Below are 23,488 nucleotides of genomic sequence, written 5' to 3' on the forward strand. Positions count from 1 at the left end.
GAACGGGCACAGATGCAGGCAGCTTCAGGGAAATTTAACATCGCGGTTGTCGGACAAAACAACCGCCTACAATACGAGGCCCTGCTGTTTGCGGCCTCACTGCGCCATTGCTCACCTGAGTTTAATGGTAGACTGTTTGTCGCCACACCCAACCCGGGCCCACGCTGGAACCAGAACCCCTCCATTCAGGACGAAGACGTACTGAAAGCTCTGAACCAGTTGGACGCAGAAGTTCTGCAATTCGACTCGCATGTTTTTGGCGAAAGCTATCCCTATGGCAACAAGATCGAAGCCTTGTTGGCCTTGCCAGAGGGCGAACCCTTTGTCTTCTTCGATACAGACACACTGATCACCGGTGATATCACTTGTGTTCCGTTTGATTTTGAGCGTCCCGGAGCGTCGGTGAAGGTTGAAGGCACATGGCCAAAGCCAACACTTTATGGTCCCGGCTTCGACGGCATCTGGCGGGCGCTCTACTCCCGGTTCGGGTTGGATTTCGAAAGCTCACTCGACGTCAGCCAACCTAGTGATTACTGGCGGCGGTATCTGTATTTCAACGCGGGCTATTTTTTCTACAAGTGCCCCCGAACATTCGGCGAACGGTATCTGGACTATGCCAGAACGATCCGGGATGAGAACATTCCAGAGCTGACGGGCCAGAACCTTGACCCATGGTTGGATCAGGCCGCTCTGCCGCTGGTCATTCATTCTTTCGGCGGCGGGCGGAATGCTTTGCCGGATGGTTTTCTGGACGGATCCGTCAGTTGTCACTATCGCCTGTTTCCATTGCTATATGCACGCGAAAGCAACCATGTGATCGAGGTTCTGGAAACCGTCGTGGCCCCAAACAAGGTCAAGAAAGTGCTCAAGCAATACGAACCGCTGAAAAAGCTGGTTCTGCAGGGAAAAGGCGAGAGAATCCGTGCTCTGTTTGATCGGGACAATCTGCCACGACGCGAACAGGCCCTGCGCAACGCAATAAAAAGCAAAGGCCTCTGGCTGCGCTGACAGGATCGTTGTGCGCAGCCGGGCAATGGCCTACAGATTCCGCAAGACAGATACCAACAGGAGATTTTCAAGATGTCTGACGGCCCCACCTACGGTTTCGACACATTGCAAATTCATGCGGGCGCCCGCCCCGACCCGGCAACCGGTGCGCGCCAGACGCCGATTTATCAAACCACTGCTTACGTGTTTCGCGACGCAGACCATGCGGCGGCCCTGTTCAACCTGCAAGAGGTGGGGTTTATCTATTCGCGTCTGACCAACCCGACCGTCGCCGTGCTGCAGGAACGCGTTGCGACACTTGAGGGCGGCGTTGGTGCCGTTTGCTGCTCGTCCGGGCATGCAGCGCAGATCATGGCACTGTTCCCCTTGATGGGACCGGGCTGCAACGTGGTGGCCTCGACCCGTTTGTATGGCGGCACTGTCACGCAGTTCAGCCAGACGATCAAACGCTTTGGCTGGTCCGCCAAATTCGTGGACACCGATGATCTGGATGCAGTGAAGGACGCCATCGACGAAAACACCCGTGCAGTGTTCTGCGAATCCATCGCCAACCCTGGCGGTTACGTCACTGACATTCGTGCTCTGGCTGACATAGCTGATGCAGCAGGGATTCCGCTGATCGTCGACAACACCTCGGCCACGCCCTACCTGTGCCGTCCCATTGAACACGGTGCGACGCTGGTTGTGCATTCGACCACCAAATATCTGACAGGCAACGGCACCGTCACCGGGGGGTGCATCGTGGATTCAGGCAAATTTGATTGGTCCGCGAATGACAAGTTCCCGTCGCTGAGCGAACCCGAGCCCGCCTATCACGGCCTGAAGTTTCACGAGACCTTTGGTCCACTGGCCTTCACCTTCCACGGTATTGCCATTGGTCTGCGCGACCTAGGCATGACCATGAATCCGCAAGCCGCGCATTACACGCTGATGGGAATAGAAACATTGTCGCTGCGGATGGAGCGTCACGTTGAAAACGCCCAGAAAATCTCGGCCTGGCTCGAAGCGGATGATCGGGTGGAGTATGTCACCTATGCTGGCCTTCCGTCGTCGCCCTATAAAGACCGGGTCAAATCGCAATATCCGCGCGGTGCCGGTGCGCTGTTTACCTTTGCAGTGAAAGGCGGTTACGACGCCTGTATCAAGCTGGTCAACGCGCTGGAGATCTTCAGCCACGTGGCCAATCTGGGTGATGCACGCTCGCTGATCATCCATTCGGCCTCGACCACACACCGCCAATTGACCCCAGAACAGCAAGAAGCCGCAGGCGCCGGCCCAGGTGTTGTGCGTGTTTCCATCGGGATTGAAGACGCAAATGACCTGATCGCAGATCTTGATCAGGCCTTGTCCAAAGCAAGCGCCTGACAATGACCGGGCACGACACAAACGACCTTGGCCAACCCATCGGTTTACCGGTTTCAGGTGACTTTCCGCGCCCGACGCCGCCTTACACGCCGATGGAGGGACGCTTTTGTTCCGTCGTGCCCCTTGATGTGAACAGGCATGCGCCCGGGCTTTTTCGGGCGTTTGCAAATGACGGGGATGGTCGCAACTGGACGTACCTGCCCTATGGTCCGTTTGACAGTGAACCGGAGTTTGAAGGCTGGGCCCGCGCCAACTGCATGGACGCAGACCCGATGTTTCATACCGTTCTGGACGCCAACGACGTTCCGCTGGGCATGGCGTCTTACCTGAGGGTCGAACCCGTAGCAGGTTCGATCGAGGTCGGGCACATACATTTCTCGCCCCTTCTGCAACGCAAACCGCAATCGACTGAAGTCATGTACATGATGATGAAGCGGGTTTTCGACGAGCTGGGCTACCGCCGCTACGAATGGAAATGCGACGCGCTGAATGCTCCCTCACGCAATGCTGCTGACCGGCTGGGATTCACCTTTGAAGGGGTGTTTCGGCAGGCGACTCATTACAAAGGCCGTAACCGGGATACAGCGTGGTTTTCGATCATCGACACCGAATGGCCACGCATCCGAGATGCTTTCGAGGCCTGGCTGTCGCCGGATAATTTCGATGCGACGGGCCAGCAACGAAAGCCGCTGATGGCCCGCGTCAGGGATTAATCTTATTCCGAAATCTCGAATTCCATCGAGACACTGACAGAAACAGAAACCTCTCCGCCAGCAACGGGAACACCGCCTGCATCTGCCGCGCTGAAAGCACGCATCTCGGCCATGGGGCGGACACCAGCTGTTCGCTCCGAGATCGTCTGCACCGGGCCAAGTGTTACACCTGCCGCCTGCGCCAACTGTTCTGCCTTGGCGGTTGCCTCGCCGACGGCCTTGGCGCGCGCTTGCGACTCAAGCGGTTTGGGGTCCTGCATGCTAAAGCTCAGCCCGCCGAAATCATTGGCGCCGTCCTGAATGACCGCGTCCATGATTTTTCCCAATTGGGTCAGATCGCGCACGCGTACAAAAACACGGTTGGACGCCGTAAAGCCCGTGATTTCGGGCTTTTCCCCGTTCTGTCCGTGCCGTCCCGACCAGACAGGCGACAAGGACAAATCGCGGGTTTGAACGTCGCGATCTTCGATTCCCATCTCGGACAGTCGTGACAGGACCTTGGCAACCGCATCCGAAGTCGCCTGCATGGCGGCTCCCGCCTCTGTGTTTTCGTTGGTTACACCCAGCGTGATCGTCGCCATATCAGGCGCGACCTGCACAGTTCCGGTGGCATCGACGTTGATGCGACGTTCTTCCGCATTGGCAACTCCAGCGGCTGTGGCGGCTATCATCGCGGCAAGAAAAGCGAATGTCTTCAAAGCTATCACTCCAATTTGTTCTGTTCCAAGATGGGTTGGCGGGGCTTTGCCATACAAGGGGAGAGTTTGCCTTTTTCTTTCCCTCGGCGGGTTCCTGCTTTAATGTCGGTCTGCGAACGCAAAGTCGTTTGCATTGACGTTGATAATTATGGTTCCTCCGGATTATGAAACCTGCCTTTGCGCTGTCTTTTTCTACGACCGGAATAACACTGCATCACCATTCGGATGACGACTGGTTCGTCATCGGCACGATTCCTTTGGATGCTCCGGACCTGCCGGAGCAGATGCAGGCGTTGCGGGAAAAAGCGTTTGCGCTGGAAAACGATCTGAGCTGCAAGCTCGTGTTGCCAAAGGACCAAGTTCGGTATCTACAGCTTTCGACCGATGGGTTGCCACCGGAAGACCGGACTGGCCACATTGAGAGCGCTCTGACCGACGCCACGCCATATGCCTTGTCTGATCTGAGTTATGACAGCCAGACCAAAGGCGACACGACATATGTTGCCGCAGTAGCAGTTGAAACCCTGACTGAGGCGCGGAACTTTGCTTCGGACCATGGTTTTGTGCCGGTGGTCTTCAGTGCCGAAGAAGATGCAGTCGCGTTCCCACGAGAGGCGCTGTTTAGCGAAGATTCAGACAGGTCTGAGCTTCCGCAACCGAAAGATCGGCCGTTACTCGTGGAAACAAACGCGCCTGAACTGATCAAGGTTCCCGAAGTCCCAACGCATCCAATTGCGGGCACCCCCGCTCCTGACACGTTCCGCGCGCCGGAAGCATCCGTCAGTAAGGACGTCACTGCGACGACAGGTGCAAGCCGATATTCCATTCTGGCCTTTGCTGCCGTGGTTCTTGTCGGCGGTGTTGTTGGTGCTTGGCTGGCTTTGGGCTCCGACTCAGAACAGGATCAGGCGGAACTAAGCCCCGCACCAACCGAGGTATCGCCCGCTGAACCAGCGGCAGAGCCCGCGCCCCAACCAGATTCCGAAATTGCTGTACTTGAACCCCAGCAAGAGGTTGCTCCTGAGTTGGTTGAGGAAAAACCACAGGAGGTTCCGGCAGAAGCCGCCGAGGAGGAAACCGAAACACAGCCGGGTCTGACCGCCACAGATGCAGCTATTCTGGAAGCGCTCAAGGTTCCTCCTACTCCGGTTGAATCAGTTGCTCGGGATCCAGAAGCCCAGCAGGAAATCCAATCCGTTACCGGAATCAACACAACCGCTCCTGGTGCGTTGGACGTTCCGGTCGTCGTGGAACCGGGGGAGTTGTATCTGGCATCGCTCGACAAGTCCGATCTGTCCAGCGATGCCGTAGCCCTGCCTCCGGCGCTCAGTTTTGACACGGATGATCCGTTCAAACCGGACGTGTTGCCCGCTGTTGCCAGCACCCGGTTTGATCTGGATGAAGACGGCCTGGTCACGCCAACACCAGATGGCGCTATGAATCCGGACGGGATCGTCGTTTACCAGGGCCGCCCATCCAAGGTTCCGCCCGAAACACCGGTACGTTTTGAAGAGGAACCGGTAATCGAAGAGATCGACGACAGGTTGGCGGGTATTCGACCAAAACCACGTCCTACTGATCTGGTCGAGAGTTTTGAGCGCGGGCAATTAGGCGGTCGATCGCGGGAAGAGTTGGCGACGAAACGACCAAAAGCACGCCCTGAAAGCCTGCAGGTCCAGCCCAAAGTGGACGAAACGCCAACCGCATTGGCCGTGGTTCGTGTGCCCCGCCCCAAGTCGCGCCCGGCTGGTTTGGCCCCGGCCAAAACATCTGCTTCAAACAGTTCCAATCTGGGATCAACCGCTGCTTTGGATCAGAAATCCGACGACGACGGGTCGTTCCAACCAAAAACGGTTGCTCCCAAGATTCCGTCAACTGCCTCAGTGGCCCGTCAGGCGACAATCGACAATGCGATCAACCTGCGCCGCCTGAACTTGATCGGTGTGTACGGCACGCCCGCCAACAGGCGCGCTTTGGTTCGACTGCCCAGCGGGCGATATAAAAAACTGAAGGTCGGGGACCGCATTGACGGCGGCAAAGTCGTCGCCATCAGCGACAGCGAATTGCGCTATCAGAAAAAGGGCCGCAACGTGACGTTGGCCATGCCTCGAAGCTGACCAGACCGGTTTGGGTTTTGAAAGGACAAACGCGCCGGGGATTTAGGATCATTCCGGCGCGTTCGGTTTTCAGGATCAGGCCGTTGAAATCTCACCGCTTTCGATCTGTTCACGTTCGATCGATTCGAACAGCGCCTGAAAGTTCCCCTCACCGAAACCATCATCACCCTTGCGCTGGATGAACTCGAAAAAGATCGGGCCGATGACGGTCTTCGAGAAGATTTGCAACAGAATCCGGGTCTCGCCCCCGTCAACGACGCCTTCGCCATCGATCAGGATGCCGTGTTTCATCATCCGGTCCAGCGGCTCTTCGTGGTCAGCCACACGCGTTCTGGACATCTCGTAATACGCCTTGTTCGGGCCTGGCATGAATTTCAGGCCGTTCTCAGCAATCGCATCGGTCGAGGCGTAAATGTCGTCACTGCCGACAGCGATGTGCTGAATGCCTTCACCTTTGTATTTCTTAAGGTAGGACACGATCTGACCCGTTTCGCCGCGATCTTCGTTGATCGGAATACGGATACGACCACAGGGCGACGTCAGCGCGCGGCTGAACAGCCCGGTGAATTTACCCTGAATGTCAAAGAAGCGGATTTCGTGGAAATTGAACAGGTCGCCATAGAACTTGAACCACCTGTCCATGTTGCCCTTGTAGACATTGTGGGTCAGGTGATCGAGATAGAAGAACCCCTCGCCCCGAGGTTTGGATTCTGTGATCCACTCAAATTCCTGATTGTAGGGCGATGTATCATAATACTGATCGATGAAATAGATCAGCGATCCACCGATGCCCTTGATCGCAGGGACATTCATTGTTTTGTCGGCACCATCATATGGCTCTGCACCTTTTGACACGGCATGATCATATGCTTTTTGTGCATCGACGACACGCCATCCCATCGACGGGGCGCAGGGGCCGTGTTCGGCCACGAACTTGTCGGCGAAACTGTTGGGATCGGCATTCAGGATATAGGTGACGTCCCCCTGCTGCCACAGCTCGACAGCGGGTTTGTCCTTGTGCCGGGCCACCAGATCGAACCCCATCTTGGCGAAAAGATCGCGCAGCTCCTGCGGCTCGGGGTGAGAGAATTCGACGAATTCAAACCCATCGGTACCGGCAGGGTTTTCTTCGCTGATGACAGATTTCGGGGCGTTATGCGGGAAAGGACCCATGGCGCGTCTCCTTCAAAAACTGGAATTTCTTTGCTGATTCAAAAATACGACTTATCTGCCGCTGTTTCTGCGCATTGTTTTCGTGTAAACTGGCAATCAACGCGTAAACCACGCATCAAAGTTAATAATGTCAGGATTCTTCCGCACATGCTGGACGCAACCGACACACGACTGCTTTCCGCCCTGCAAAAAGACGCGCACCTGACGGCCCATCAACTGGGTGAGATGCTGAACCTGTCACCCAGTCAAGCGGGACGTCGCCGACAACGGCTTGAGGCCGAGGGTTACATCACAGGTTATGCTGCCCGACTGGACCCGCTGAAACTGGGCTTGCAGGTGCAAGGGTTTGTTCAGGTTCATCTGGGCACTCATGGCCCCGAACAATCCGCAAGTTTTGCCCGCATGGTCGACACCCGGCCTGAGATTACAAGCGCCTGGACGATGACAGGAGAGGCAGATTACCTGCTGCACATCTATTGTGACGATCTTTCCGCCCTCAACAGCTTGCTACATCAGGTCATCCTGCCCCATCCTGCTGTTGCAAGGGTCCAAAGCCAGATCGTAATGGACCAATTGAAACGCGACGCCCCCCTGCCCACCTGAACGGGCCCGAGAGGACACCTATGGACGATTTCTTATACCAGGCTTCGATCTATCTTGCCGCGGCTGTGATCGCCGTTCCCCTGTCTGCACGACTGGGGTTGGGTTCGGTTCTTGGTTATCTGGCCGCCGGAATCATAATAGGCCCCGTTCTTGGGCTTGTTGGTGCGGAAACCGAAAACCTTCAGCATGTCGCCGAATTCGGCGTGGTGATGATGCTGTTCCTGATCGGTCTGGAGCTGGAGCCGCGCGCCCTGTGGGATATGCGTGACAAGCTATTGGGTCTGGGCGGCTTGCAGGTATTGCTTTCCACAGCAGCAATTGCTGCCGTTGCGATTTATGCCAACCACCCGTGGTCGGTTGCCTTGGCGGTTGGGTTGACTTTGTCGCTATCGTCAACCGCGATCGTCCTTCAGACCTTATCGGAAAAGGGCCTGATGCAGACAAATGGCGGGCGGGCGACGTTTTCGGTACTGCTGACACAAGACATCGCAGTCATTCCGATACTGGCCATGCTTCCTCTACTGGCCCTTCCGGCCATGCCTCATATCGAATCGGATGGTTCAATTGACCGAGGGGTCAGTGATCTTCAAAGCGCGGGCCATCACAGCCTTTCTCTGGTTGAAGGGCTACCGGGCTGGGCCGTCACACTGGTCACGATTGGCGCAGTGGTGTTTGTCATTCTGGCCGGTGTCTATCTGACCCGCCCTCTGTTCCGTTTCATCCACGCAACCCATCTGCGCGAGATGTACACCGCACTGGCGCTGATGATTGTGGTGGGCATCTCCTTCCTGATGACCTTGGTCGGTCTGTCACCTGCTCTGGGCGCATTTTTGGCGGGCGTTGTTCTGGCGAGCTCGGAATTCCGACACGAGATGGAGAGCGACCTTGAACCTTTTAAAGGTCTGTTCCTCGGGTTGTTCTTTATCACGGTCGGCGCCGGGATCGACATCGGGTATTTCTTCGATGACCCGCTGGATCTGATCGGCCTGGCGCTGCTTGTGATCTTGGCCAAGGGGATCATTCTCTTTCTGGTTGGCAAAGCGTTCAAACTGCGTGGGCGCGATCACTGGCTGTTCACCCTCGGGTTGGCGCAAGCCGGTGAGTTCGGTTTTGTTTTGCTGGCATTCTCGACACAGCAGAATGTCATCCCGCCGGATCTTTCACAGAAACTACTGATGATCATTGCGCTTACAATGCTGATCACACCGCTTCTGTTCATCATCTATGACGTCCTGTTCCGAAAGATGGGCGATACGTCGGCGATCCCGGAACCGGACGAGATAGACGAAAAAGGCCCCGTCATCATCGCCGGTATCGGTCGGTTTGGGCAGATCGTGAACCGGCTTGTGCAGGCCAGCGGTTTCAAGACAGTCGTTCTGGACCACAACATCGAAACCATCCAGTTGATGCGCCGGTTTGGCGTCAAAGGGTTTCTGGGCGACCCTACCCGCCCCGAACTGCTGCGTGCAGCGGGATTGGAGAAGGCCTCTGTCCTTGTGGCCGCGATGGATGATCGCAAACAGGTCACACGGCTTGTCGGCTATGCCCGTCGCCAGCGCCCTGACCTGCACATCGTCGCGCGCGCGCGCGACCGGACCCATGTTTACGAGCTGTATCAGGCCGGTGCCAATGACATCGTGCGCGAATTGTTCGATGGCTCGCTACGAGCGGGCCGCTATGTCCTGGAGAATATCGGGCTGAGCGAATATGAGGCTGCGCAGGCGGAGCAGACCTTTTACCACCACGACCGAACGTCTGTTCGCGATCTGGCCGAGCTATGGGTGCCCGGCATGCCAACAGCGGAAAACAAAAAGTACATCGAACGGGCGCAGAAGCTTGAAAAGGATTTGGAAACCGCACTGTTGGAGCTTGCGGAAGAACACGCCAAAAAATCGGCCTGACCCAAACCACTGCCCGGGTCAGGCAGGTAATTAACCGTCGGAAACCCCTGCCTCGGCAAAGGTTGCCATGCCGGAATGGCAGGCCACGGCGCTTTTGAGAATGTTGATCGCCAGTGTCCCGCCGGATCCTTCACCAAGCCGAAGACCGAGGCTCAGCAACGGTTCCTTGCCTAGATTCGCTAACACAGCGCCATGCGCTGCCTCGGCGCTTTGGTGGCCAGCCACGGTATGATCCAGCGCGCTATCTGAAAGCTTCGAAAGGCAGGCAGCGGCAGCAGAACAGATGAACCCGTCCAGGATCACCGGAATGCGCAATACCCGTGCAGCCGCAATCGCTCCGGCCATTGCCGCAATCTCGCGCCCTCCGAGGCAGCGCAGGATTTCCAGACCATCCTCTGACGCGTGCATCGCCACGCCTTCGGCCACAACGCGGGTTTTGTTGGCCAGCCCTGCGTCATCCACACCTGTCCCGCGGCCCGTCCAATCGGACGAGTTACCACCGAACAGCGCGCATGCAATAGCGGCGGCAGGAGTGGTGTTGCCAATACCCATCTCGCCGACAACCAACAGATCAGCCTGCGGGTCGACAGCCTGCCACCCGGTACGTAAGGCTGCCAGAAGCTCTTCCTCGGTCAGAGCCGGAGCTTGCGTGAAATCTGCGGTCGGTTTGTCCAGATCCAGCGCGTGCACATCCATCTTTGCACCCGCCGACTTGGCCAGTTGGTTGATGGCTGCGCCGCCATGTTCGAAATTCATTACCATCTGCACAGTCACTTCCGGCGGAAAAGCCGATACGCCCTGCGCTGTGACACCGTGGTTTCCGGCAAATACTATGACTTGAGGTGCCCTGATTTGCGGGCGGGCATCCCCACGCCATCCTGCATACCAGATTGCCAGATCTTCGAGCCGCCCAAGTGCACCGGGCGGTTTGGTCAGTTGTCCATTGCGCTCGTCCGCGCCTTGCACCGCAGCGGCATCCGGATCCGGAGCCGCCGTAAGGGCAGCGCGGAACGCGTTCAAATCATTCAGTTCAGGCAACATGAAAGCCTCATTGCATCAGAGTGGTCCTGTGTGTTTAACCGAAGCATTGAATCCAACAAGACCCCGAAAGGCACGGGTGTGCAAAAAAACGACACGAAACCCTATTCCCTGTGGGATATTCCGCTGGCGCTGGTGCTGCTGACCCGCCTGCCCGTGCCCCGATTGCCCGAACCGGTGTTCGCGCGGCAAGCACAGGCGGCGTGGGCCTTCCCTGTTGTCGGGTTGGTTGTCGGAGGGGTCGCCTGCTTAGTGGGATGGCTGGCAATGGTTATCAATCTGCCCCTTTTTGTTGCTGCGACACTGCTGGTTGCGACATTAATCATGATGACGGGCGCGATGCATGAAGACGGTTTGGCCGATACTTTCGACGGCTTCTGGGGAGGTTTTACCCCTGAGCGTCGACTGGAGATCATGAAAGACAGCCACATCGGAACTTATGGCGTTCTTGCGCTGATGATCTCACAGGTTTTGCGTGTTTCCGCAGTCGCCGCGCTTTTGGCGACCGGATCGATCTGGGCAATTCTGGCAGCCTGCGTATTCTCACGCGCCCTGATGCCGGTATTGATGGCATCCCTGCCAAGGGCCAGAAAATCCGGCCTGAGCCATTCGGTTGGAACGCCCGGAACAATTTCGGTCGGCGTATCCGTGGGCATGGCTATTCTGATAGCCGTTTTCCTGTGCGGAAGCCCCGCTGTTGGCGCCATTATCTTTGCGACCTTGATCATAGTCGTTTTGGCGGCGGTCGCGCGGAAAAAGATCGGTGGTCAAACCGGGGACATACTTGGCGCATCGCAACAACTGGCCGAAATCGCGTTTCTGCTTGCCCTCAGCGCACAGATTTAAGACACGCCGCCTGTTTCGATCCGCAACGTGCAACCGCAGTGCTTGCAATGGACGGCGTCGGGGTCGTGTCTGTACAGCCCGCAGCTTGGGCATTTGTGACGTACTTTCTGCGGCATGAATATCGCCTGTGCCAGACGGACAAACAGCGCAACGCCGACCACCATTATGAAAACCGAAAACAGCTTTCCCCAAGGGGTGGCCAGCGTTATATCCCCGAATCCGGTCGTGGTCAGCGTCGCCATGGTGAAATACAACGCATCTATATAAGGCGTTTGGGCTTCTTCAGGAATAAAAAACACCAAAACCGCGGTAGAAGTAGCGAAGACGAAGACCATCAGATTGATTGCGGCAATCACTGCATCTTCATGCGTTCGAAAAAAATGGCTGTCGCGCCGCAGATCCCTGAGCAAATGGTATGAATGGATCAGGCGCAAGGCGCGTAAAATCCTCAGGAAAGCCAGATTTCCCGTCAGGAAAGGATCCAGGACCAACGAGATGATAACAACGATATCCGCCAGCGTGTAAACTTGGCGCAGTAGTTTCCGCCGGTCTTTTGATATCCAAAGCCGTGCAGAGAAATCCAGCGAAATCAAAAATCCGATCAACAGGCTTGCGAAGGTCACACTGGGCCCGTGCGGGATGTGCGCTGTCGCGACAAAGAAAACGATTGTCACAACGTCGAACAGGATCAGCGCATACCGAAACCAGACCGAAACCGGGTCATGCCCAATGTACAGATATCTCACTGTCTGCTTCATGTCCGCCCTATAGCTTGCTGCAGATACAGTGAAATTAACGCCACTTGGACAATTCACCAAGCCACGGAAAAGGCCGCCCCAATCTGGAGCGGCCCAACTTGTTTAATCGCCTCGATCACGCAGCGCGAGAGGTCAGAACTTCGTCCACCTGTTTGGCAGCAGAAACTTCACCAGCACCTGATACGGCCGCAACCTCGCGGGTCAGACGTTCCAGGGCGGCCTCATACAACTGACGCTCGGAATAGCTCTGCTCGCGCTGGTCATCGGTGCGGTGCAGATCGCGGACCACTTCGGCAATCGAAATCAGATCGCCCGAGTTGATCTTCTGTTCGTACTCTTGTGCGCGACGGGACCACATGGCACGTTTTACCTTCGCCTTGCCTCTCAGCGTTCTCATCGCCTGACTGATCACGTCTGGCGAACTGAGCGAACGCAGGCCGGATTCTGTGACCTTGTTGGTCGGCACGCGCAGTGTCATCTTGTCTTTCTCAAATGAGATGACGAACAGCTCCAGAGAGAACCCCGCGACATCCTGTTCTTCGATCGAGATGATCTGGCCTACGCCGTGTGCAGGGTAGACAACATAGTCGTTCGGGCGGAATTCGAGCTTTTTCGACTTTGTCATTCAGTTTCTTCCTTGGTTACGGATCGGGACACAAGACAACAAAAACACCACATGCGGGGACTGTTTCAGCCCCGTCAGGCGGCGATATTGTCATAAAGTCAAGTCTCCAAAGTGAGCATACTTGTGGAGCGCATCCCAATCTCGGTCATCATACAGGGTAAGAGTATATCACAAAAATAAGACACCCGAAAGTTTACCTTACGGGAATTTTTCATATTCATCCTGCTTTCAGCAGGTTATATCGCGTTCCCTACACTGCAAACAGGATTGCGAGAGCGAATCGCTTAACCGCCTTCGCCTGGTGCTTCAGAGAAATACTTCTCCATTTTACCCTCTTCACCATCGCGTTCTTCCGCGTCGGGCAGCGGGTCTTTCTTGGTCACAATCACCGGCCATTGCTCCGAGAACTTGCGATTGAACTCGACCCACTGCTCCATTCCCGGCTCAGTATCCGGGCGGATCGCGTCGGCCGGGCATTCCGGTTCGCAAACGCCGCAATCGATGCATTCGTCAGGATGAATGACCAGCGTGTTCTCACCTTCATAGAAACAGTCCACCGGACACACTTCGACGCAGTCGGTGTATTTGCAGGCGATACAGTTTTCAGTGACAACATAGGTCATGATCGGATTCCCGTTTGCGGTTTGAGCGACTAGCTAATTCAGTCTGGCCCACTCTTCAAGATAGGATCAGCGATCTTCTGTGCGAGAAAGATCAAGAGCACGACGAACTTTCTTGGTTGGGCGACCCTTTCCTTCGAACCCCGGGTTTCTTGGAGAAACGTCTTGTTTTTCGGTCATGTCGGCGAACAGCGTTTGCGCCTCGGGTGCAGGACCACGGCGGTCCCCCAGTTTTTTGACGCGAACAACACGAACGATTCGGCCTTGTGGAAAGGTCAAAACGTCACCAGGGGCCACGGCTTGCGCCGGTTTCAGCACCCGGTTTCCGTTCAGCCTGACATGGCCGCCGCTAACCTGTTTGGCAGCCAGGCTGCGGGTCTTGAAGAACCGCGCCTGCCACAACCATTTGTCGATCCGCAGCTTGGCCTCGGCCATCTCGGGTCAGTTGCCGTCCTTCAAACCCATCAGCGCTGCTGCGAACGGGTTGTCGGGATCAATGGCCTTTTCCTTCTTTGGAGGCCGTGACGAGAAGGTTTTGGCCCCCTGAGGTTTGCCCCCCTTCTTGCCATGCGGTTTGCCGCGACCATCCTGTGGTTTGCTACGCGGTTTGCCCTTGCCCTGCCCCTGCTCGCGACGCGGGGCGCGGTTGGGTTGGCGCTGACGGGCCCAGGTGAAAGTATAAAACACTTCAACCTCGGGCTCATCCGACGCAGGTTCCGCTGCACGATCTTCCACGGAAGCCTCGGCTGGCGCCTCGGTGCTGTCGGTGGCCTCGGTCGACCCCTCGGCGGGGGCCGCAGTTTCCTCGCTAACCGCTTCGGGTGCCAAAGTTTCTCCGGTGACAGATTGCTCAGTCGTGTCCGCCGCAGGTTGTTCGGCGGTTTCAACAGGTGCCGGTTTGACCTTTTCGCGCTCACCGCGCTCGGCTTTGTAGCCCAGCCCCTGCATCAGGTCAGCAAACTGTTCCAACGTCATGCCAGTGATCGACAGCATGTCGGGCTTGGCTTCAAACCCGCCGCGGCTGTCTTCGGCGCGCAGCATGTCAGCCAGTCGTTCCAGCATGTCGATCCGGATCGAGCGTTCGCCCGCATTACGGTAGCCACACATGGTGTCGTAGCCCTCTGGCGCGCCTTTGGCGACCGGCACTGTGACCAGACCCGGGGGCGGCGCATCAGGGAATTCCTGCAACCCACCGGCCAGCGCCCAGAGCACCAGACGTAGGCGTGTCGGCGCGGGTTTCAACAACAGCGGCATGAAGATGGTGAACTGACCGAACCGAATGCCATGCTTGCGCAATGCGCCACGGGCGTCCTGATCAAGGTCTTTGACATCTTGCGCGACGGCGCCACGGGGTAGCACACCCAGTGCTTCGACCATGCGGAAGGCGAAGCCTTTGGCCAGACCGGTCAATTCTTCATCGCGCGACAGGTTCAGCAGCGGTTCGAACAGGGCCGCGACCTTGCGGTCAATGAAATGCTGCAGGCGGCGCTGAACTTTCTGTTCTACATCCGGGCCTGCGGCCTCATCCACAAAGACCTCGACCATGGGCTTAAGCGGTTCGGCCCCGGCAACCAGTTTGCCAACGGCATATTCGCCCCACATCAGGCCACCCTGATCGGTAAAATCAATTTCGGTATCGGGCGCATTGTAGAAGCGATCGGCGCGCAGATGGAATTGCGGCGCGAGTGCTTGCAAGGACGCCGATTTCAGAGCTTTCGCCTCGGTTCCCTGCGCGCTTTTGTCCGGCGTGAACCGGAACCCTTCCAGACGACCGACGAATTCGCCTTCGACGGTCACTTCACCCTTGTCATTTACTTCGGCCAAAAGGGCCTCCTTCTGTTTGAGCCGGCGCAGCAAAACGGATGTACGCCGGTCCACAAATCTTTGCGTCAGACGCTCATGTAGTGCGTCAGACAGTCTGTCTTCTACAGTGCGCGTTTCGTCACGCCAATGTGATTCGTCACGAACCCATTCTTTTCGCTGCGCAACATATGTCCATGTGCGAATATATGCCAATCTTTTAGATAGAGCGTCGATATCGCCCTGGGTTTGATCAATCCGCCGGATCTGCCGCGCCAAGAAATCGTCGGGAATGCTGCCGCGCTCGTGCAGGTGGCCATAAATCACCTCAAGCAAACTCGCGTGTTCTGCATGGCTGATACCGCGAAAATCAGGAATTCTGCACACATCCCACAACAATCGGATGGACGGACCGTCGCTTGCGCGAGCTACGACTTCGGTCACTTGCGACAGCGATTTGAGTGCGTTCAGGTCGTCAGCGGGGCGAGCTTTGATCAAGTGTACGTCATCCGGGCTGACTTCCAGCGAGTTGATCAGTGCGTCAATCGAGCCGTACCTGAGGGCAGCATTCCGCCAGTTCAGTTTTTTCATCGGCGTAAAGCGGCTGTCCATAATCGCCTGCGCCAAACCTTCGTCCAGCGGTGGGGCCTCTCCGGTCACACCAAAGGTGCCATCGGACATGCCGCGTCCGGCCCGGCCAGCAATTTGCGCCAGTTCATTCGGGGCAAGCGGGCGCATCCGGCGCCCGTCGAATTTGGTCAAGGATGAAAACGCCACGTGGTTTACATCCAGATTAAGCCCCATCCCTATCGCATCTGTGGCAACCAGATAATCGACCTCGCCATTCTGATAGAGATCGACTTGCGCATTCCGTGTACGGGGGCTGAGCGCACCCATAACCACCGCCGCGCCACCCTTTTGGCGGCGCAATAGTTCGGCAATCGCGTAAACGTTTTCTACCGAGAACCCGACGATGGCGCTGCGCGGGGGCATCCGGCTTATTTTCTTGGAGCCCGAGTAAACCAGTTGCGACATCCGCTCTCGCCGCACAAACTGCGCCTCTGGCACCAGCGCTGCAATCGCACTGCGTATGGTGTCCGACCCCAGAAACAGCGTTTCATGCGTACCACGTGACCGCAGCAGCCGATCTGTAAACACATGTCCGCGCTCGGGATCTGCGCACAGCTGGATTTCATCGATCGCAACAAAATCAGCGCCCATGCCTTCCGGCATCGCCTCAACCGTGCACACCCAGTATTGGGCTCGAGGTGGCACGATACGTTCTTCGCCCGTGACCAGAGCCACAACAGAAGGACCCCGTATGGCGACGATCTTGTCATAGACCTCGCGTGCCAGAAGGCGCAGCGGCAGGCCGATCACACCGGTCCGGTGCCCCAGCATGCGTTCGATCGCGTAGTGGGTTTTTCCTGTGTTTGTCGGGCCAAGCACGGCCACGATTCGGGATGACCCGTTCACTTTTGCCCCCTGCCCGGACCTTAAAGAGCCTTGCCTTCGATCTGAGGCTTCAGGCGATTCACGGCATTGGTTACTTCTTCGTGATGGGGATGTATAGCCAATGCGCGGGAATAGGCTTCATAGGCCTCTTCGGGTTGGCCAACCACTTCGAATATCAGGCCAAGGCCGTATATCGCTTCGTAATTGTTGGGGTTCAGCGTCAACGCATGTTCCAGATCTGCAGCGGCCATTCCAAACCGCTCGACCCCGAAAAAGGCTGACGCGCGCAGATGCCAGCCTTCGGCGAAGTCAGGAGCATGATCCGTCAGTGCAGTCAGATGATCAAGTGCAGCGTCCACGTCGCCGTCATCCAACGCTTCACGGCCCCGTTCCAGCAACAGATCAGCAGATGCCGAACCGGATTGTGACCACAGGGCCTGTAACTGCCGATCCAGGGCAAATGCCTGCTCCGGCGTCGACTCGGCAAGTTTCTGCAACAATTCACCCTCGTCCCTTGAATCCGCCTGTTGCGCAAAGCAACTGGTGGAAAACATGACTAGGACGGCAAGTGCCGCGACGGTACCTTTGAGATTGTGGTTTGCAATGCTCATAACAATAGTCAGTGTAGCGTTGCGACCGGGGATGTCCATTCACGGCGCACTAACAATATGAGGAAAAGCATGAGCGAGATTCTTGAAAAGGCAGCAGCCGCGCTGAATGAAAAACTGGAAGGCGGCGCGTTTGATGCCTCGGCCAAGTTTGCTATCGCCGATCTGGGCGCAATCGTTTTGGACGCAGACGGTGCACGGGTCAGCGACGACGACGCTGAAGTTACCCTGAGCGCTGACGCCGATACGTTCGAGCAGATCCTCAGCGGCGAACTGAATCCCACAGGTGCTTTCATGTCGGGCAAGCTGAGCGTCGATGGCGACATGGGTGTTGCCATGAAACTTGCATCGGTGCTGGCCTGATGAAACTGACGCCGGCCCCTTTGTTTGAAGACGTGGCCGGCGGACCCGCCGGTGGAAAAGCCCACTGGTTGACGACGTCTGACCAAAAACGCATCCGCGTTGGTCACTGGCTTCCGAACGGCAAGGCACATGGCACAGTCATGTTGTTCCCCGGACGTACTGAATACATCGAAAAATATGGCCGTACGGCTGGCGAATTCACGGATCGTGGTTTTGCGATGCTGGCCGTCGACTGGCGTGGTCAGGGTCTTGCGGATCGATTGCTGGATGACGCTCGGGTCGGCCATGTCGATCACTTTACCGATTACCAGCACGACGTTCAGGCGACTCTGGATCTTGCCAATGCTCTGGACCTGCCGAAACCGTGGTACGTAATCGGGCATTCGATGGGCGGCGCAATCGGGTTGCGCGCCGTCATCGAGAAAGGGTGCTTTGCCGCATGCGCCTTCACGGGCCCGATGTGGGGAATTTTCTTCACGCCAGTCATGAAGCCGCTAAGCCGCGTGACCGCCTATTGGGGCACCGCGCTTGGCCTTGGTGAACGAACGCCACCGACGACAACGTTAGAAAGCTATGTGCTGTCACAACCGTTCGAGGGGAATGTTCTGACCCGCGATCCTGATATGTACAGGATGATGCAGGAACAGTTGAACGCACATCCCGAACTGGCACTTGGTGCGCCTTCAAACCTGTGGCTGCGCGAGTCTCTGGACGAATGTGCATGGTTGATGGAACAGCCCGCCCCCGAAACACCCGGCCTGACATTTCTGGGCAGCCATGAGCAAATCGTGGATCGCAAGGCCATACGGGCTCGTATGGCCAATTGGCCAAACGGGACGCTGATCGAAATCCCGAACGGCGAACACGAGGTGTTGATGGAAGCACCGGACGTTCGGGGACCGGTTCTGGACCAGCTTGCCTCGCATTTCCTGGCCACCCAATCCAACGGTGCGTCCAAGCTGGTTTCCTCGTAAACCCTCTCACCTTTGGGATTGGCCGCTTGTGATCCGGGCGCGCCAGCCCTAGATGTTTGCAAAAGCAGTCTACAAAAGGTGATCCATGCGCAACCTTCCCTTTCCTGTCCTTGACGCAAACGCAATGGGCGGCGCCGACAATTTGGGCAACCTTCCGGAATGGGATCTGAGCGATCTCTACGCATCGGAAACCGCACCCGAGTTGGAGCGCGATCTAGAATGGTTGGAAGGCGAATGTGCCGCCTTTGCTGCTGACTATGAAGGAAAGTTGGCAGAATTGGACGCTGCCGACTTACTGACCTGCGTGCAGCGCAATGAAAAGATCAACTCGATCGCGGGTCGGATCATGTCCTTTGCCGGTCTGCGGTATTATCAGCTGACCACCGACGCAGAACGGGCCAAATTCCTGTCCGACATGCAGGAAAAAATCACCGTTTTTACCACTCCGCTGGTGTTCTTCACGCTCGAGATCAACCGCATCGAAGACGATGTGCTGAAAGCGCATTTCGAAGCCAACGCAGATCTTGCCCGGTACGAGCCCGTGTTCCGTCGCGTACGCGCGATGAAACCCTATCAGCTGTCTGATGAGCTTGAGAAATTCATGCACGATCTGGGCGTGGTCGGCGACGCGTGGGAGCGTCTGTTCGATGAGACCATTGCCGGTCTGACGTTTCACGTCGGCGGTGATGAGTTGAATATCGAAGGCACCCTGAATCTGCTGACCGAACAGGATCGTTCCAAACGTGAGGCAGCGGCGCGTGAATTGGCTTCGGTCTTTCAGGAGAACGTCAAAACCTTTGCCCGTGTTCACAATACGCAAGCCAAAGAGAAAGAAATTGTCGACCGCTGGCGCAACATGCCAACCGCTCAGACCGGGCGTCATTTGTCGAACGATGTCGAACCCGAAGTGGTCGAGGCCCTGCGCGAGGCGGTCGTGGCCGCCTATCCCAGGCTGAGCCATCGTTACTATGAATTGAAGCGCAAATGGTTGGGGCTGGACGTCATGCAGGTCTGGGACCGCAACGCGCCGCTGCCGATGGAAGACACACGCATTGTCAATTGGGACGACGCCGAAAAAACGGTGATGGATGCCTATGACGCCTTTGACCCGCGCATGGGCGAAATCGCGGCCCCTTTCTTCTCGAAAGGCTGGATCGATGCTGCGGTGAAGCCGGGCAAGGCGCCGGGTGCTTTTGCCCACCCAACAGTTACTGATGTCCACCCTTATGTGATGCTCAACTATCTGGGCAAACCACGCGACGTAATGACCCTGGCGCATGAGCTGGGCCATGGTGTCCACCAGGTACTGGCCGCTGATCAGGGTGAGATGCTGTCATCAACTCCGCTGACGCTGGCCGAAACCGCCTCGGTCTTTGGTGAGATGCTGACCTTCCGCAAGATGCTGGACAAGGCCGAAACCCCTGAACAGCGCAAGGTGTTGCTGGCAGGCAAGGTCGAGGACATGATCAACACGGTGGTCCGCCAGATCGCCTTCTACGATTTCGAATGCAAGCTGCACGCCGCCCGTCGCGAAGGCGAGTTGACCCCGGATGACATCAACGCCCTTTGGATGAGCGTTCAGGCCGAAAGCCTTGGCCCCGCATTTGAATTCATGGACGGGTACGAGACCTTCTGGGCCTATATCCCGCACTTCGTGCATTCTCCCTTCTACGTCTATGCCTATGCCTTTGGCGATGGCCTCGTGAACGCGCTTTATTCCGTTTACGAAAGCGGCGCGGACGGGTTCGAGGAAAAGTATTTCGACATGCTCCGCGCCGGTGGCTCCAAGCATCACAAGGAATTGCTGGCCCCGTTCGGTCTGGACGCCAGCGACCCAAAGTTCTGGGACAAGGGCCTTTCGATGATCTCGGGCTTTATTGACGAGCTGGAGGCGATGGAGGGCTGAGACGCCCTCGACAGAGGGTGGTGACATCTGCCTTGTGGAAAAACCTGCCATGCCCGGCAATGTCGCACCCAAGGGGCTCTTGAATGCCCTCTACGCGGGACAAAGTGGGCCTTTGCTACGCAAGCACCAGGGTCTGCTTTGGTTGGCAGACTCAAAATGTCCAAACGATAACTTGTCGACTTCAACTTCTTTTAGGGGCTACTTATTTTGAACTTGAGCGAAGCTAAGGAAATCTCGATTTGCAAAATAATACATCTAACGACGAGCGGTTGCGCAGCTTAGATCAACTCGCTTTGTTGGTCGAAAAACGGTCTTTAGCCGACTATGATTTCAAACGGGCAACAGGATCGCTCGCTCAAGACTTGGAATTTATTTCCGATGCACTTCGCCGTGACACGACCGTATGGAAATTGAACAGGGCATTTCATGCTGTTCATGCACCAAGTTTTCTAGCGGTTATGTCGATGTTGGATAACATCGACGAAATGAAGTCGGTCAATGAAGACGAACGGCACCAGATTTACACTTCGATCAATCGTGCTGCACAGTTGGCATCCTCTGCGCGTGAACGGATCGAACAATCTGCGCTTACTGAGGCCAAGGTTGAACTGAGCGTGCTGGCCAACTATGCGCCGACGACCACACAGGAATTCAAGAAAGCGTCGCTCTTCGAACGTACTCGCGATGGCGTTTTGTCGGCCTCCAACACCACCCTGCAAAAGGCTAAGATCAGCGTTGAATCCGTTCCAAACGTGGTTGGAGCGCTGAAAGATGGTGTTTCGACATCTCTTGAACGCGCGAACGCCGTCCCAATACTAGCATCCAATTTGCACCGGACGTTGGGCGGAATGATGTCAGATAACATCACAAAGCCAATTGGAATGCGACTACAGGCCAGCGGCAAAGCACTCACGCACGGGGCAGGTGCTGGTGTTGGTTTTGGCGTTATGGCCGCAGTTCTGTTTCCTCCTTTACTTCCGGTCAGCGCTGGAGCAGCAATTCTAGTAGCGATGCGGTCTTGGCGTAAGGAAATGCAAAAGGCTCAAATGCTCAGCGGACGAGAGCGGGATGAACGGATTGCCGAACTAAAGGCAGAAAGGGACGCAGCCCTTCTTCAACTAACGAACGGTGCGCCTTCGGTTCAGATGGAAAACGAGGACCTTAGCTTGACGCTCGATGCCGAGACCGGAGAAGCGGACGCACTCATTTTGAAAGGGGAGCACGCAGGACGAACATGGTCTGATTTATCCCCTCTAGAAAAAGCCGAAACCGTTTCACTGTTTGCTCAGGGAGCCGATGCTCTTTTGAAGATTCTCGAATTTGGGAGCGAAAATCTCTAACTTCGCGAGAAGACTGCCGACATTCGTACAAAGCGCCGCATTCGATACTAAGGGCTCATAACAGCCATACCCGAGGTCACTTCAACTGACTGTCTTTCGACCCCCGCCGATTGACGCCGCCACGCGCCTTGAACGCGCCATCGCGCTCTTGTTGGCAATCCAGGCACAGTTTCGCGCCCGGCAGTGCAATACGTCGCTTTTCAGGAATCGGCTCTTCACACTCGGCACAATGGGTCAGGCTTTCGCCCTGGGGCCGCTTTTGCGCCTGCATCCGCGCCAATTCATCTGAAATCGACGCTTCGATCTGTTCGCTTACAGCGCCGTCGCGTGACCAACCTCCGGCCATGGGTCATCTCCTGGACTTGTGACACTCAGGATAGCTGAGCCATTGGGAACAAGGCAAGTTACAGCGAAACGGCACCTTCGAACACACGATCAATTACCTCTTGTGTCCCGCGAGAGAACTCCAGCGGACAGGGGTATTCTACCCCCTCCCGGATCGACCGGCAGAAGGCCTCGACCTGCAGCTTGTAATGGTCTGCTCCGGGAAACCGGGTGACCTGAACCTCAAGCCCAGGGCGATGCAACTCGACGCGTGCCTCGCCGAACACACGCGCATTGAACGGGGTCGTCAGACGGATCAAACCTGCCTCACCATGAAACACCATCTCCTGATGGGGATGCATCCGAATGGACACGTAGCTGGAATAGGTGAACCCGGGGAATTGCGCCCGAATTTCGGTAAAGATGTCGATATCATCCTGCCAACGGATTGCGGACTTTACCGAGACAGGCTCTTGCCCGGTTGCAAAGCGGACTCCGCCGATCACGTAGACACCGATGTCGCGCAATCCGCCGCCGCCCGTTTCAGCACGGTTTCGAATGTTCGTTGTATCTGCGCGATTGTCGAAACTGAACGCACCGGTCACGTGCACCAAATCTCCGATGGCACCATCAGCGATCAGTTTCCGCGCGAGCTGCCATTGGGGATGATGCACGATCATGTAAGCCTCGGCAGCAAGCAGGCCGCTTTGGTCCCGCTTTTGGATCAATGCGTCGAACTCATCCGCCTTCATCGTCATAGGTTTTTCGCACAGAACATGCTTGCCTGCGTCCAGCGCCTTCAGGCTCCATTCCGCATGCATATGGTTCGGCAGCGGTATATAGACAGCATCGACACCGGAATCTGCCAACAGCGCGTCATAAGAGTCATACACCTGCGCATCCGGGCAAAAGGACAAGAACGGATCTGCTTTGGCCGCATCCGAGGTTGCCAAAGCAGCCAATCGCGCGCCGTTCGCAGCATGAATAGCAGGGGCCATGTACTCGCGCGCAAATTTTGCGGCACCCAATACGCCAAATTGAACTGGTTTGTGCATTCCGCTCTCCTGACTTGCTAGTTTGCAAATTGCGCGGTCCCCAAGAGTTTCCGAGGGCGTGACCTGACAAAATATCATCAATGCAAAACTGTTCATTCTCGTAACATAGCTTCCGACCCGCTGCCACTTTTTCAAGCCTCAACATCAGATGCAGTCAACGTCGACTCAAAAAGAAAACGCCCCCTGATCAACAGGAGG

General features: G+C 56.5%; 22 protein-coding genes. 11 read left to right on the forward strand and 11 right to left on the reverse strand.

Features of this window, described 5'->3' with window-relative positions; all coding sequences use genetic code 11:
• The first annotated feature begins 12 nt into the window (after nucleotides 1-12).
• The 3 genes from Q0816_RS06555 to Q0816_RS06565 all read left to right on the forward strand — a co-directional run bounded on the left by Q0816_RS06555 (nucleotide 13) and on the right by Q0816_RS06565 (nucleotide 3,086).
• Complete coding sequence (locus Q0816_RS06555; RefSeq protein WP_298848791.1) at nucleotides 13-1,008, forward strand: hypothetical protein; 996 nt, start codon at nucleotides 13-15, stop codon at nucleotides 1,006-1,008.
• A gap of 72 nt (nucleotides 1,009-1,080) precedes the next feature.
• The gene (locus Q0816_RS06560; RefSeq protein WP_298848794.1) at nucleotides 1,081-2,373 is read left to right on the forward strand and encodes an O-acetylhomoserine aminocarboxypropyltransferase/cysteine synthase family protein; all 1,293 of its coding nucleotides are present in this window, start codon (nucleotides 1,081-1,083) and stop codon (nucleotides 2,371-2,373) included.
• Nucleotides 2,374-2,375: 2 nt separating this feature from the next.
• Complete coding sequence (locus Q0816_RS06565; protein WP_298848796.1) at nucleotides 2,376-3,086, forward strand: GNAT family protein; 711 nt, start codon at nucleotides 2,376-2,378, stop codon at nucleotides 3,084-3,086.
• Between the two features lie 2 nt (nucleotides 3,087-3,088).
• On the opposite strand, the gene Q0816_RS06570 is transcribed toward Q0816_RS06565, so the two are convergent.
• Nucleotides 3,089-3,784, reverse strand: coding sequence for an SIMPL domain-containing protein (locus tag Q0816_RS06570; protein WP_298848798.1), 696 nt, complete (start codon nucleotides 3,782-3,784; stop codon nucleotides 3,089-3,091).
• A 164-nt stretch (nucleotides 3,785-3,948) separates the two neighbouring features.
• On the opposite strand from Q0816_RS06570, the gene Q0816_RS06575 reads away from it, so the two are divergent.
• Nucleotides 3,949-5,901, forward strand: coding sequence for a hypothetical protein (locus Q0816_RS06575; RefSeq protein WP_298848799.1), 1,953 nt, complete (start codon nucleotides 3,949-3,951; stop codon nucleotides 5,899-5,901).
• 75 nt (nucleotides 5,902-5,976) lie between these two features.
• On the opposite strand, the gene hppD is transcribed toward Q0816_RS06575, so the two are convergent.
• On the reverse strand, nucleotides 5,977-7,074 hold the full coding sequence (gene hppD, locus Q0816_RS06580) for a 4-hydroxyphenylpyruvate dioxygenase (protein WP_298848801.1): 1,098 nt from the start codon (nucleotides 7,072-7,074) through the stop codon (nucleotides 5,977-5,979).
• Nucleotides 7,075-7,221: 147 nt separating this feature from the next.
• Here hppD and Q0816_RS06585 point away from each other — a divergent pair, with 147 nt between their 5' ends.
• A complete protein-coding gene (locus Q0816_RS06585) occupies nucleotides 7,222-7,677 on the forward strand; it encodes an Lrp/AsnC family transcriptional regulator (RefSeq protein WP_298848803.1) in 456 nt (151 codons plus the stop codon).
• 20 nt (nucleotides 7,678-7,697) lie between these two features.
• Nucleotides 7,698-9,578 (forward strand): monovalent cation:proton antiporter-2 (CPA2) family protein, encoded by a 1,881-nt coding sequence (locus Q0816_RS06590; RefSeq protein WP_298848805.1) that lies wholly within the window; start codon nucleotides 7,698-7,700, stop codon nucleotides 9,576-9,578.
• A gap of 30 nt (nucleotides 9,579-9,608) precedes the next feature.
• Here the strand turns inward: Q0816_RS06590 and cobT are convergent, their stop codons facing one another.
• On the reverse strand, nucleotides 9,609-10,619 hold the full coding sequence (gene cobT / locus Q0816_RS06595) for a nicotinate-nucleotide--dimethylbenzimidazole phosphoribosyltransferase (RefSeq protein WP_298848806.1): 1,011 nt from the start codon (nucleotides 10,617-10,619) through the stop codon (nucleotides 9,609-9,611).
• Between the two features lie 78 nt (nucleotides 10,620-10,697).
• Between cobT and cobS the strand changes: the two genes are divergently transcribed.
• Nucleotides 10,698-11,462 carry an adenosylcobinamide-GDP ribazoletransferase gene (gene cobS / locus Q0816_RS06600; protein ID WP_298848808.1) on the forward strand — a complete coding sequence of 255 codons (765 nt, stop codon included), beginning with the start codon at nucleotides 10,698-10,700 and terminating at the stop codon, nucleotides 11,460-11,462.
• Here cobS and Q0816_RS06605 read toward each other — a convergent pair.
• The 6 genes from Q0816_RS06605 to Q0816_RS06630 all read right to left on the reverse strand — a co-directional run bounded on the left by Q0816_RS06605 (nucleotide 11,459) and on the right by Q0816_RS06630 (nucleotide 17,370).
• Nucleotides 11,459-12,220 (reverse strand): potassium channel family protein, encoded by a 762-nt coding sequence (locus tag Q0816_RS06605; RefSeq protein WP_298848809.1) that lies wholly within the window; start codon nucleotides 12,218-12,220, stop codon nucleotides 11,459-11,461. The two genes, cobS and Q0816_RS06605, sit on opposite strands and share 4 nt — an antisense overlap.
• Nucleotides 12,221-12,335: 115 nt before the next feature.
• Nucleotides 12,336-12,845 (reverse strand): CarD family transcriptional regulator, encoded by a 510-nt coding sequence (locus tag Q0816_RS06610; RefSeq protein WP_298848811.1) that lies wholly within the window; start codon nucleotides 12,843-12,845, stop codon nucleotides 12,336-12,338.
• Between the two features lie 284 nt (nucleotides 12,846-13,129).
• Entirely contained in the window at nucleotides 13,130-13,468 is a 339-nt protein-coding gene (gene fdxA, locus Q0816_RS06615; protein WP_074735041.1) for a ferredoxin FdxA, read from the reverse strand.
• 66 nt (nucleotides 13,469-13,534) lie between these two features.
• Nucleotides 13,535-13,900 (reverse strand): RNA-binding S4 domain-containing protein, encoded by a 366-nt coding sequence (locus Q0816_RS06620; protein ID WP_298848817.1) that lies wholly within the window; start codon nucleotides 13,898-13,900, stop codon nucleotides 13,535-13,537.
• 6 nt (nucleotides 13,901-13,906) lie between these two features.
• On the reverse strand, nucleotides 13,907-16,741 hold the full coding sequence (locus Q0816_RS06625; RefSeq protein WP_298848819.1) for a helicase-related protein: 2,835 nt from the start codon (nucleotides 16,739-16,741) through the stop codon (nucleotides 13,907-13,909).
• 20 nt (nucleotides 16,742-16,761) lie between these two features.
• Nucleotides 16,762-17,370 carry a tetratricopeptide repeat protein gene (locus tag Q0816_RS06630; protein WP_298848821.1) on the reverse strand — a complete coding sequence of 203 codons (609 nt, stop codon included), beginning with the start codon at nucleotides 17,368-17,370 and terminating at the stop codon, nucleotides 16,762-16,764.
• A gap of 30 nt (nucleotides 17,371-17,400) precedes the next feature.
• On the opposite strand from Q0816_RS06630, the gene Q0816_RS06635 reads away from it, so the two are divergent.
• The 4 genes from Q0816_RS06635 (at nucleotide 17,401) to Q0816_RS06650 (ending at nucleotide 21,911) form a co-directional block, all read left to right on the forward strand.
• Nucleotides 17,401-17,691: an SCP2 sterol-binding domain-containing protein gene (locus Q0816_RS06635; RefSeq protein WP_298848823.1), complete on the forward strand. Its 291-nt coding sequence runs from the start codon at nucleotides 17,401-17,403 to the stop codon at nucleotides 17,689-17,691.
• Nucleotides 17,691-18,665, forward strand: coding sequence for an alpha/beta hydrolase (locus tag Q0816_RS06640; protein WP_298848825.1), 975 nt, complete (start codon nucleotides 17,691-17,693; stop codon nucleotides 18,663-18,665). The genes Q0816_RS06635 and Q0816_RS06640 overlap by 1 nt, the downstream gene beginning before the upstream one ends.
• An 85-nt stretch (nucleotides 18,666-18,750) precedes the next feature.
• Complete coding sequence (locus Q0816_RS06645) at nucleotides 18,751-20,571, forward strand: M3 family oligoendopeptidase (protein ID WP_298848827.1); 1,821 nt, start codon at nucleotides 18,751-18,753, stop codon at nucleotides 20,569-20,571.
• 239 nt (nucleotides 20,572-20,810) lie between these two features.
• Nucleotides 20,811-21,911, forward strand: coding sequence for a hypothetical protein (locus Q0816_RS06650; protein WP_298848830.1), 1,101 nt, complete (start codon nucleotides 20,811-20,813; stop codon nucleotides 21,909-21,911).
• Between the two features lie 76 nt (nucleotides 21,912-21,987).
• Here the strand turns inward: Q0816_RS06650 and Q0816_RS06655 are convergent, their stop codons facing one another.
• Nucleotides 21,988-22,257 (reverse strand): DksA/TraR family C4-type zinc finger protein, encoded by a 270-nt coding sequence (locus Q0816_RS06655; protein ID WP_298848832.1) that lies wholly within the window; start codon nucleotides 22,255-22,257, stop codon nucleotides 21,988-21,990.
• Nucleotides 22,258-22,315: 58 nt separating this feature from the next.
• Complete coding sequence (locus Q0816_RS06660; protein ID WP_298848834.1) at nucleotides 22,316-23,290, reverse strand: Gfo/Idh/MocA family oxidoreductase; 975 nt, start codon at nucleotides 23,288-23,290, stop codon at nucleotides 22,316-22,318.
• Nucleotides 23,291-23,488: the final 198 nt, after the last annotated feature.

Origin of the sequence: uncultured Ruegeria sp., from assembly GCF_947497005.1 — a bacterium.
Lineage (GTDB): Bacteria > Pseudomonadota > Alphaproteobacteria > Rhodobacterales > Rhodobacteraceae > Ruegeria.